Origin of the sequence: Roseovarius sp. 217 (assembly GCF_000152845.1) — a bacterium.
Taxonomy (GTDB): domain Bacteria; phylum Pseudomonadota; class Alphaproteobacteria; order Rhodobacterales; family Rhodobacteraceae; genus Roseovarius.
Map to the genome: position 1 here is coordinate 1,727,751 of NZ_CH902584.1, position 9,819 is coordinate 1,737,569.

Consider the following 9,819-nt stretch of genomic DNA (forward strand, 5'->3'; position numbering starts at 1 on the left):
TTCATCAAAGGGAGGCAAGCCATGCAAAGCGGCCTTGACCGATTGATCCATCATGTCGAGCGCGCCGTTGTCTGGTTGGCGGCCGCCGGGGCCGTGGTCGTGCTCGTGCAGATGGTGTGGATCAGCTACGGCGTTTTTACCCGCTATGCGCTGAATGCGCCGGACCGGATGGTGACAGAGGCGACCGCGCTCTTGCTCTTTCCGGTGGCCTTTGCGGGCCTTGCCTATGCGATGCGCGAGGATGCCTATCCCAAGGTCACGCTGCTGACCGATACCCTGCCTGCCGGTCTGCGCAAGGCGGTGGCGGTGTTCAATCTCTGCGTGATGCTGGGGGTCGGTCTCTTCTTTTCGCTGGCGGGGGTGAGCGCCACGATCCGGTCATTCCATTCGGGCGCGTCGTCGGAAATCCTGCTTTGGCCGCGCTATGCGTTCTGGGCGCCGGGGGCCTTGGCGCTGGTTCTGTTTTCGATTTACGCGGTGCTGAGGCTGATCCGTCTCATACGCACGCCTGCGGCGGAGGTTTGAGCGATGGAATGGTATGAAGTCGGTCTTGGGCTGCTTGGCCTCTTGATGTTCCTGATCGCGGTGGGGGTGCCGATCCCCTTTGCGTTGGCGGCGGCGTCACTGCCGTTCCTGTGGCAAATTCAGACCTTTGAGACCTCGATCGCCTCGGCGGAGTTGAAGCTCTGGGGGGTGTGGATCGACTATATCCTGTTGGCGGTGCCGCTCTTTGTTTTCTTAGGGGAATTGATCGGCAAATCGTCGATTGGCCCGAACCTCTATCAATTTCTGCACCAAGGCGTGCGCGTGCGCGGCTCTGCCGCCTATGGCTCGATCGGGGCCTGCGCGGGGTTTGGCGCGGTCTGTGGTTCGTCCATGGTGGGGGCGTTGACCATCGGCGGCGTGGCCCTGCCCGAAATGCTGCGGCTGGGCTATGGCAAGCGGCTGTCGTCGGGGGTTCTGGCGGCGGGGGGCACGCTGAGTGTGCTTCTGCCGCCGTCGCTCATCCTCTTGTTTTACGGTATCGTCACGGATCAGAGCATCGGCGATCTCTTTATTGCGGGGGTCATTCCGGGGCTTATCCTTGTCACCTCTTTTTCGGTGGTGGTGCTGGTCTGGGGTATTCTGAAACCGGGTGACATTCCGGACCGTGAAGTGGCCGTCAAGATGGGGCTGGTTCAGATTGCTGCCACCATTGCACCGATTGCCCTGATCGGATTGGTGATCACCGTGGCGATTTATGCCGGAATCGCCACCCCGACCGAAGCCTCTGCGGTGGCGGCTCTGCTGACGGTGATCCTTGCCTTTGGTGTCGGCGGGCTGACCTGGCAGGGGTTCAAGGAGGCGCTCTTTGCCACGATGCGGACGATGGGCTATCTCGGGCTGCTCTTGTCGGCAGGGGTGCTCTTTGGCTTTGTGCTGACCTACTACCGGGTGCCGCAGCAATTCACGGAGCTGTTCCTGAGCTTTGATCTGTCGCCCTATGTCGTGCTGACCATCGTGTTGATTTTCTACATCGTGCTGGGGATGTTTCTTGAGCCGGTCTCGATGACCTTCATCACCCTGCCCACGATCTTTCCGCTGATGTCCGCCGCCGGGTTCGACCTTATCTGGTTCGGCGTGGTCTATACGATCACCATGGAGATAGCGGTGCTGACGCCACCTGTGGGGCTCAACCTCTATGTGATCCAAGGGATCGGGCGCGGGCAGGTCAGCATCGGCGATGTGATCATGGGATGTCTGCCCTTTATTGGTGCGCTTGTGCTCTTGATCGTCATTCTCATCCTTGTGCCGGAGACTGCATTGTGGCTGCCCGATCAGATGCGTTGATCAGCCAGCGCGGACTGAGCTATCGCCGGGCGGGCGTGGGCCTGCCGCTGGTGCTGGTGCATGGGTATCTGGGCGGATCGGCGCAATGGCAGGCTGAGATCGCGCGGTTCTCGGAGCGGTTTGACGTGATTGCCCCAGATTTGCCGGGCTATGCCGGGTCTGCCGCGTTGCCACCCGCTGATCGAATCGCGCGCTTTGGTGCGGCGGTGGTGGATCTCTTGGATGAACTGGGTCTGGGACAGATCATCCTGCTGGGGCATTCCATGGGCGGTATGATCGTGCAGGAGATCGCCGCGACCCATCCGGATCGGATCATGCGGTTGATCCTCTATGGCACCGGCCCGTTGGGGGCGATGCCGGACCGGTTCGAACTCTTGGAGACCTCACGGGAGCGTATTCGCAGTGAGGGCGTGGCACAGACGATCCGGCGGATCGGCGCGACATGGTTTCGGGCGGGGACGGCGGCCAAGGGATTTGGCATCGTGGCCGATCTGGGCGCGCAGGCCAGTGAACGCGCGGCACTGGCGGGGCTCGATGCGATGAGCCATTGGGACGGGCGCGGTGCGCTCGGGCGGTTGACAATGCCGACCCTCGTGCTTTGGGGGGACGGCGATCGCTCCTATCGCTGGCCGCAGATCGAAGCGCTCTGGCAGGGGTTGCCGGATGCCGTGTTGGCCGTTGTGCCGGGCACCGCCCATGCCGTGCATCTGGAAAAGCCCGCCCTTTTCCACGCGCTCCTTGAGGATTTCGTGATGGTGTCCTCCTGCGAGGCGTAAGACGGGCGTGGGGCGGGTGAGACGTGCGCGGTCCTGAGACAGCTTGCTATTCCGTTTGACACCTCAAGCGCGTAGAACATGCGGTGAGCGAGCAAGGTGGAGACTGTGATGCGCAAGGCATTTTGGAGCGCGTTGGCGGCGGTTGTGCTGCTGAGTTGCATGGAGGCTGATCCCGCGATGGCGGCCTCGCTCGGGAGCTTTGAGGTGCATGGGGTCGAGGGCGACGACATGCTGAAAATGCGGGGCGGACCGGGCATTGGGTATAGTGTGATTGTCGGTTTGCCGAATGGGACCGTTTTGCGGGTGCATAGCTGTCAGCAGACCGGCGGCACACGCTGGTGTGAGGTTTCGCTGGAGCGGGCGCGTGGGTTGCGGGGATTTGTGTCCTGGGCCTATTTGCGCAAGCTCTGACGCAGACCTGCGATGGGGCTGCCTGATAGATCAGGTGTGATCCCTGGTCTTTTATCGCGGTGGTCTGGCTGATAGGATGGCAAAGAGGGTGCAGGCCGTCCTGTGCCCTGTGTCAGACAGATCGTGGCGGCGTCTGGTGATGAGGGTGATGTGATGAAACTGATCCACGGCAGACAGGTGGCAGGGCTGATGCTTGTGCTGTTTCTTGGCGTGGTGGCATCCCTCGTGCGCGCCGAGGCCGACATGGCGCATCCTGTTCCCTCTGCCGGGCTGATGTGGAACAAGACCGGATTGCCTGCCGTGTTTCCGCTTCAAGTCAAGACCTTGCCGGGGCAGGACTATTTTTTGACCCTGAGTGATGACGAGACCGGCGCGGCGGCTCTGGCCGCCTATATCAAAGGCGGCGATTTCTTTAAGATTCTGGTTCCGCCGGGGTCCTACAGGTTGCGATTTGCCGCTGGAAATATCTGGAAGGGGGAGGATGCTCTCTTTGGTCCGGGGGAGAAAACGGATGTTTTCGAGTTGCGAGATCCCCTTGTGTTTGAAACCCGAGGGTTAGGGGTCAAGGCGGGTCACATCGTCAACCTGCGGAACCGTAAGCCCGGCCAGTTTGCCGAGGCCACGCTGAGCGATCAACTGATTTGCCAGTCATTCAGACCTGACTTCCCGCGGCGGATCGCATCTGCACAGGCTGGGGTGCGGGAGTGGGATCGGCAGCGGCACGGGCAGCATGAGACCCAGCGCAAGGATCTGCCGGGGGTGAGCGGAGATTTTCCGGGCAAAACCAGACCCTTTGAGCCGACGTCCTATGCGTATACAGTGCCCCGCCAAGATGTGCGGTCCCGGTACTGCGGATAGGCCTGCCTCAGACCGAGCGTGCGCCGGGCCTGAGGCGCTGGTGGCGGCATGGCTGGTTCGGGTTTCGGTGCCATGACGCCCTTTGTCTTAGTCGCTTTGCGGTGCCGCTTCGGGCTCTGCGTCGGCGGGCTCTGCGTCGGCGGGCTCTACGTCGGTGGGAGCTGCGTCGGCAGGCGCGGCTTCTGCGGGTTCCGGGGCGTCGACGGGGCTATTGTCCGTTTCCACTGTGACCGAGACATCGCCGTCCGTCGGTGTGGCGGATTGCGTTGATGGCACCCCATCGCCGAAGACGAAAAAGACGACCACCGCGATGACCACGACAATGCCGCCCAGCAGGAACCACAGGGTCGCGCCGCTTGCCGATGATCTCTCGGTGGTGCGGGTGATCGTCGTGTGGGTGGTCTCGGGCGTCTTCTCCGTTTTGACTTCATCCATGTTGTGTCTCCTTAACATCTGGCACTGCACCGGCGTGCGTTCCAAGGTGATCGCTGTTCTGGAGGGCACCGCGTAGGGGCCTCCGGCTTTGACAAGGTCAGGACCTTACAACCCTTTGAGCCGGTCTCTGGTTCCATTGATGCCGTGCGTGAGGGGCTGAGCTTTGCTGACGAAGCCCATTTTTCCGGTGACTCTGTCGCGCAAGTTTCCGCTGATCTTGGACGGCGCAGGGAACGGAAGAGGCTTGTGCGCGTTGGGTCCATGACGATCACAGGTTCCAAAGTGAAAGGAGGTCGTTATGCCTGCTCCTCTCAGAACGTTCATGGTGCTGCTTTGGGTGAGTTCCATTGCGGGTGCCGGTGTCGTTGCGTTTCTCAGTATCGGATGGGTCACCTGGACCGCTTTTGCGACCGCTGGCGCGCTGGGCCTCGTTCTTGGTGTGCCGGCTGGCATCTGGACAGCGCGTGCCGTCAAGCGGGACGATCCGAACTGGCCTCAAGACCGAGCGCGGACCCGCAAGCCCGACCGGTCCTGACGACCGGTGATCCTGTGGTGATGCGGAATGCGTCGTGCGGACGCAAAGTCTGCGCTGGTTCCCAAGGACGGCGAATTTGGTGTTGAAATAGAGCATCAAAGGGCTGGTGTTGGTGCGTGTGCCATCCCAGATTAGGGCGATGAAACAGTTACAGGCCCTCTGGCAGGGCACTTTGGATCTTGGCGACGCGTTTTGGACCTGGGCTATCGTTGGTGGTCTAATCGTCAACCTGACGACCAGCATCCTGTTTATCGGTCTGATGACCTTTGATCTTCCGTGGCTTGCGCTGTTGGTGGGCTATGGCTGTTCACTTCCCTACAACTTTGTGGCGCTCGTCGGTGTCTGGAGATCGTCGGCGCGGTATGAGGGGCCGCGCCTACACGCTGAGTTGGCGCGTGGCGTCACAGCCGTCCTCATGGTCGCATTGAGTGTGACATGAGGTCCGTCGTATCGGGGCGTGGCGCGACACTTGCCGCAGATTGCCTTGGCTCTGAATTGGTGAGATAACCCGCTCCATGACGACAGCAATTCCCTTCGCCCGCTTATCGCGCCAAGTGCTTGCCACATGGGCTATGGTGCTGTCGGTGTTTCTGGTCTGGGTCGGGGGTGTTGGGGCGACCAATGCCACCTCTGAACCTTTTGCGAGAGGGGCCGCGCTCAGCGGTGCTGAGGCGCCCGAATTTGCAGCGTGGGAGGTCAAGACCAGCCTGTCGCAGCGCGCGTCCGATGACAGATATGCATCGGATGTGGACCCGATTCTGACCGTCCCCCCGTCTGCTTGGGAAAGCTGGTCGGTGTCAGGGGCTGGATGGGTTGCATGCGGGTCGGATGGCCCGGTTGACCGGGCGCACCAGCCGCATTCCCCGAGGGCACCGCCCGCCGCCTGATGCTCGGGCAGGATGGTGAGAGCTGTGGACAGCTCTGACTTCTGCCGCGTCATCGAAGCGGCTTTGTGATCTTTCGATCCGTTGCCTTGTGGTGCTGGCTCTGCTGGCGACAAGGGCTCTGGAGTGACTGTCCTGCCGATCCACAGTCTTTCCCCGATCTCGTCGATGTTGCCGGAGTGGGCGCGATGCCCGTCGGTCAGTGTCGGTTCAAGGACACGATCATGCTGAATACCATTTTCTGGAAACGCCTCTTGATATGGAGCGTTTGCCTCTGGGGCCTCGTCGTTGCGTTGCCTAATGCCTTTTACCCTCAGGTCGAGCGATACAACGATGCTGTCGCGCTTCAGGCTGAGACCGGGGCCGTGCCGTCTGAGCTGGCGGCCGATCTGGCGGGCTGGCCGTCATGGCTTCCGTCAGGCTTGGTCAGCTTGGGACTCGATCTGCGCGGTGGTGCGCATCTTTTGGCCGAGGTGCAGGTCGAAGACGTCTATGCGGCGCGGATGGACGCGCTTTGGCCACAAGTCCGGGATGCGCTGCGCGACGTCCGGGACGAGGTCGGACCCTTTCGACGCGAGGAGGCCGCAGCGGGTGAGTTGCGGATCGCACTGTCCGACCCTGCCGGGAGCGAGGCGGCACTGGCCGCAATCTGGGCTTTGGCCACGCCCGTTGTTTCCATGACCGGGGCGGGACAGGCCGACATCGAAGCCCGCGCCGAAGGCGGCGTTCTGAGCGTGACCTTGTCAGAGGCGGAACGCGCAGTGACGGATGAACGCACAGTGCAGCAAAGCCTCGAGATCATCCGCCGCCGGGTCGATGAGGTCGGCACCCGCGAGCCGACGATCCAGCGACAGGGGGCTGACCGCATTCTGATTCAGGTTCCAGGCATCGGATCTGCCTCTGAGCTGAAGGCGTTGATCGGCACGACGGCGCGGCTGACGTTTCATCCGGTCATCGGTCGTGCGGCGTCCGCGGATGCCGTGGCAGAGCCCGGCACGCTGATCCTGCCGTCGCTGGATGATGCGGGTTTGGTCTATAGGGTCGATCAAACCCCGGTCGTCAGCGGTGACAATCTTGTCGATGCCAAGCCGATGTTTGACCGGAACAACCGCCCGGCCGTCAGCTTTCGCTTTGATCCCACGGGCGCACGCGCCTTTGGCGATTACACGGCCTCACACATCGGTCAGCCCTTTGCGATTGTTCTGGACAACGAGGTGATCAGCGCCCCGGTGATCCAGAGTCATATTGCCAGCGGGTCGGGGATCATCACGGGGCAGTTTACGGTTGAAGATAGCACCGAATTGTCCGTGCTGCTGCGCGCAGGAGCTTTGCCGGCGGAAATGACCTTTCTCGAGGAACGCACCATCGGTCCGGAACTGGGGCAGGACAGCATCGACGCGGGCCAGCGTGCGGCTGCTATCGGTATGGTGGCCGTGATCGTGTTTATGGTGGCGTGTTACGGCAGTTTCGGTGTCATGGCTGTTTTTGCGCTGAGCCTCAACATGGCGCTTCTTATTGCGGCGCTGGCGGTAATCGGGGCCACCCTTACCCTTCCGGGTATTGCCGGAATCGTCTTGACGATGGGCATGGCGGTCGATGCGACTGTATTGATCTTTGAGCGTATCCGCGAAGAGTTGCGACAGGGGCGCCCTGCCGGTCGCGCGATCGAGCTTGGCTTTCAACGGGCGCTCTCGGCCATTCTGGACAGCAATATCACCGGGTTGCTGACGGCACTGATCATGTTTGCCATTGGCTCGGGGGCTGTGCGGGGATTTGCGGTGACGCTGGGGCTTGGTCTTGTGACGTCGATGTTTACCGCCATCTATGTGACGCGCTTGATTATCGAGACCTGGATGCGGTGGCGCAAACCGGGCTCCATCACCCTGAAGGGCTGGATCAAGCTGGCACCCGACAGGACCACGATAGACTTTTTCCGAGCACAATGGGCCACCTTTGGGGTCTCGGTTTTCGCGGTTGTAGCCTCGCTGTTGCTGGTGGCGACACTGGGCCTCAACTTTGGGATCGACTTCAAGGGTGGCACGACCTTTCGGACTGAGGCTGTACAGGAGATCAATCTGGAAGCGTATCGTGCGGCGCTGTCCAGTTTGCAGCTTGGAGATGTGGCGGTTTCCGAGGTGTTCGATCCGGGATTTCGGGCGGATCAGCACGTCGCCATGATCCGGGTGCAGGCGCAGGATGGCGGTGAGGCGATATCAGTCGAAACCGTCCAGCAGGTGCAGGCGGCCCTGCGCGCGGTCGATCCGGGCATTGCGTTCACTGCGGTGGAGTCCGTCGGCCCCAAGGTCTCGGCTGAGCTGATCTGGCTGGCGCTGATGGCGGTTGGGGCGGGGGCCTTTGGGATTCTCGTCTATGTCTGGATGCGCTTTGAGTGGCAATTCGCCGTCGGCACTGTGGCGGCGCTGGCGCATGACGTGATTGTCACGATTGGTGTCTTTGCGCTGTTCCAGTTCAAGTTCGATCTGACCATCGTGGCGGCGTTGCTGACGATTCTGGGCTATTCGGTCAACGATACGGTCGTGATCTTTGACCGGCTGCGCGAGAACCTCACGAAGTTCAAGGTCATGCCGTTGCGCGAGTTGATGAACCTCTCGGCCAATGAGACATTGAGCCGGACGTTGATGACGGCGGTGACAACACTGATCGCGCTGATCGTGCTTTTGGTCTTTGGCGGCGATGTGATCCGTGGCTTTGTCTTTGCCATGGTTTTTGGTGTGGTCATCGGGACTTGGTCCACGCTTTATGTCGCCAAGAACATCGTTCTATTCCTGGGGTTGGATCGCAGCGATGTTCCAAAGTGGAAGGCAAATCACAAGTTCGCAAAGATTGATGCCTGAGCGGTGCTGGCGGCACTAGCCCCAGTGCCGGTGTCGCCATCTGGTCCGGTGAATTTCTTTCACCGGGGCTTGAAGTGCCGTGAGAGGCACACGATTTCTTGATGACGGACCGGGCCCCTCTGACGATGGTCTCCCATCGTGATGTCGGACCGTAACATGTGAACACGTGCGCTTGAGACATGCCCGGTTGGACCTCGTTCTGAGCGGTTATTGATCTGGCGCGTAACGCCGCTCGAGAGGGTCCTGTCTTGGAAATCCTGTTTCTGCTCTTTCTGGGCAAGCCGCTGTGGATGTGGCTTGTCTTTTTGACGATTGTCGTGGCCTTGCTGGTCTTTGACCTTGGTGTTCTGCACAAGGACGACCATGAGATCGGGGTGGCCGAAAGCCTCAGGCTGTCTGCGCTCTATATCACGCTCGGCCTTTGTTTTTCCGGTTTCATCTGGTGGCAGATGGATGCCACGGCCACGGCCCAGTATTTGACCGCCTTCGTGGTGGAAAAATCACTGGCGATGGACAATATCTTTGTGATCGCCCTGATTTTTGGCTTCTTCGCAATCCCGCGCGCATACCAGCACCGGGTGCTGTTCTGGGGCGTGCTTGGGGTGATCGTATTGCGGGGCATCATGATCAGCCTCGGCGCGACCATCGTCGAGCAGTATCACTGGGTCCTTTATCTTTTTGCGGCCTTCTTGATCTTTACAGGGGTCAAAATGCTCTTTGTCGCCGACAAGGAACACACGTTCGAGGAAAACGGGCTGATCCGGTTTCTCAAGCGGCGGATGCCCGTGACGGAGGACCTACACGGCCATAGTTTCCTAGTCAGAAAGCCGCATCCCGAAACAGGCCACATGGTGCGATATGCAACGCCCCTGCTTCTTGCGCTGATCGTGATCGAAGTCGCTGACATCGTCTTTGCGGTCGACTCGGTTCCGGCGGTCTTTACCATCACAACGGACCCCTACATCGTCTATACCTCGAACATCTTTGCGATTCTTGGCCTGCGTGCGCTCTACTTTGCCCTGGCGGCGATCCTGCACCGCTTTGCCTATCTGAAATACGCGCTGTCGGTTCTGTTGGTGTTTATCGGGTCCAAGATCTTTGTCGCGGAGGCGATGGGCTGGGAGAAGTTTCCGCCCGCATGGTCGCTGGGCATCACCTTTGCCATTCTTGGCATCGGGGTAGCGTTCTCGCTGTGGAAGACCGGGTCGTCGGGTGGTGATCCTGTGGCCGTCGAA

The 9,819-nt window shown here is 60.7% G+C and carries 11 protein-coding genes; 10 read left to right on the forward strand and 1 reads right to left on the reverse strand.

Annotated elements, in window-relative coordinates; all coding sequences use genetic code 11:
• The first annotated feature begins 21 nt into the window (after positions 1-21).
• The 5 genes from ROS217_RS08270 (at position 22) to ROS217_RS08290 (ending at position 3,875) form a co-directional block, all read left to right on the forward strand.
• The gene (locus ROS217_RS08270; protein WP_009817257.1) at positions 22-525 is read left to right on the forward strand and encodes a TRAP transporter small permease; all 504 of its coding nucleotides are present in this window, start codon (positions 22-24) and stop codon (positions 523-525) included.
• Between the two features lie 3 nt (positions 526-528).
• Positions 529-1,830, forward strand: coding sequence for a TRAP transporter large permease (locus ROS217_RS08275; RefSeq protein WP_009817258.1), 1,302 nt, complete (start codon positions 529-531; stop codon positions 1,828-1,830).
• Positions 1,806-2,606 (forward strand): alpha/beta fold hydrolase, encoded by an 801-nt coding sequence (locus ROS217_RS08280; protein ID WP_083781524.1) that lies wholly within the window; start codon positions 1,806-1,808, stop codon positions 2,604-2,606. Before ROS217_RS08275 ends, ROS217_RS08280 begins: the two co-directional genes overlap by 25 nt.
• 108 nt (positions 2,607-2,714) lie before the next feature.
• Positions 2,715-3,017, forward strand: a complete 303-nt coding sequence (locus tag ROS217_RS08285; protein WP_040650455.1) for an SH3 domain-containing protein — start codon at positions 2,715-2,717, stop codon at positions 3,015-3,017.
• A gap of 153 nt (positions 3,018-3,170) precedes the next feature.
• Complete coding sequence (locus ROS217_RS08290; RefSeq protein ID WP_198134878.1) at positions 3,171-3,875, forward strand: hypothetical protein; 705 nt, start codon at positions 3,171-3,173, stop codon at positions 3,873-3,875.
• Between the two features lie 87 nt (positions 3,876-3,962).
• On the opposite strand, the gene ROS217_RS24350 is transcribed toward ROS217_RS08290, so the two are convergent.
• On the reverse strand, positions 3,963-4,310 hold the full coding sequence (locus tag ROS217_RS24350) for a hypothetical protein (RefSeq protein ID WP_009817262.1): 348 nt from the start codon (positions 4,308-4,310) through the stop codon (positions 3,963-3,965).
• Between the two features lie 298 nt (positions 4,311-4,608).
• On the opposite strand from ROS217_RS24350, the gene ROS217_RS08300 reads away from it, so the two are divergent.
• From ROS217_RS08300 to ROS217_RS08320, 5 genes are all read left to right on the forward strand, one after another.
• Positions 4,609-4,845: a hypothetical protein gene (locus tag ROS217_RS08300; protein ID WP_157046569.1), complete on the forward strand. Its 237-nt coding sequence runs from the start codon at positions 4,609-4,611 to the stop codon at positions 4,843-4,845.
• Between the two features lie 139 nt (positions 4,846-4,984).
• Positions 4,985-5,284 (forward strand): hypothetical protein, encoded by a 300-nt coding sequence (locus ROS217_RS08305; RefSeq protein WP_009817264.1) that lies wholly within the window; start codon positions 4,985-4,987, stop codon positions 5,282-5,284.
• Between the two features lie 76 nt (positions 5,285-5,360).
• The gene (locus ROS217_RS08310; RefSeq protein WP_157046570.1) at positions 5,361-5,732 is read left to right on the forward strand and encodes a hypothetical protein; all 372 of its coding nucleotides are present in this window, start codon (positions 5,361-5,363) and stop codon (positions 5,730-5,732) included.
• 221 nt (positions 5,733-5,953) lie between these two features.
• A complete protein-coding gene (secD, locus tag ROS217_RS08315) occupies positions 5,954-8,584 on the forward strand; it encodes a protein translocase subunit SecD (protein ID WP_040651234.1) in 2,631 nt (876 codons plus the stop codon).
• 248 nt (positions 8,585-8,832) lie between these two features.
• On the forward strand, positions 8,833-9,819 hold a 987-nt coding region (locus tag ROS217_RS08320; RefSeq protein WP_009817267.1), incomplete at its 3' end, for a TerC family protein.